The sequence below is a fragment of the Streptomyces sp. XM83C genome, assembly GCF_023072675.1.
In the GTDB taxonomy this organism is placed as follows: Bacteria; Actinomycetota; Actinomycetes; order Streptomycetales; family Streptomycetaceae; genus Streptomyces; species Streptomyces thermocoprophilus.
The window spans coordinates 1-829 of the sequence record NZ_JALLGL010000635.1 but is presented as its reverse complement, the minus strand read 5'-3'; the positions used below and the strand labels follow the sequence as shown (position 1 = coordinate 829).

Annotated in this window: 1 protein-coding gene; it reads right to left on the bottom strand. The window is 70.9% G+C overall.

Going from position 1 to position 829, the window contains the following annotated elements:
- Window positions 1-313: 313 nt before the first annotated feature.
- Window positions 314-829 (bottom strand): hypothetical protein (locus MTQ10_RS30840; protein WP_247474115.1); only part of this gene is annotated, 516 nt, incomplete at its 5' end.

The following is an 829-nucleotide window of genomic DNA, read 5'->3' as shown; positions in this document are numbered from 1 at the left end:
GTGCGGGAGCGGGTGGGACATGGCGCGGCCTTTCTCTCGGGTCTCTCGGGTCTCATGGGCTTCCCGGGTCTCTCGGGCTTCCCGGGTCTCTCAGGTCTTTCGGGCCTCTCGGGTCTCTCAGATCTCTCAGGTCTTTCGGGCCTCTCGGGTCTCTCAGATCTCTCAGGTCTTTCGGGCCTCTCGGGTCTCTCGGGTCTCTCAGGTCTCTCGGGTCACGCAGGCTTCTCTCGTCTCTCGGGCGTCTCACGCCTCTGGGATCTCGCAGGCCCCCGGCCTTCCCGCGTCCTTGGGGCCTGTCGGTCCTTCGGGTACGTCACCAGGGGCCGGAGAACTCCGGCGGCTCGGGCCCGCCGGTGATGACGGTGACGAAGCCCCAGACGATGAACCCGACGACGGCGGCCATGAACAGCCAGGCGAGGACGAGGGCGGCCCGCGGCACGCCCTTGACGCGCATCACGGCACCGGTGGTGAGGTTCTCCAGCTCGGTGGGTCGCAGAGTGCCGGACTTCATCCGGCCCCGGGCCCGCACCCAGTCGCCGTCGCCGACGGACCCCTCGAAGGTCTGCCCGCGCATCTCCACGGGGACGACGGAGAACAGGTTGCCGTCGGTGTCGTACGTCTCCACCCGGAGCGTCCAGATCACCTCGGACGTTCGTTCGCCGCGGTACTCGGTCCGCACCTGCGAGCCGCGCACCGCACCCTCGACGACACTGTGGCCGCCGTTCGCGGCCCGGCCGCGCCGGTGATACGACGGCGGGGGCGGCGGAGGCTGTGTGCCGCCCGGCACGGACGACTCGGGCGGGCGGTAGGCGGGGTCGGGGGGGGGCGG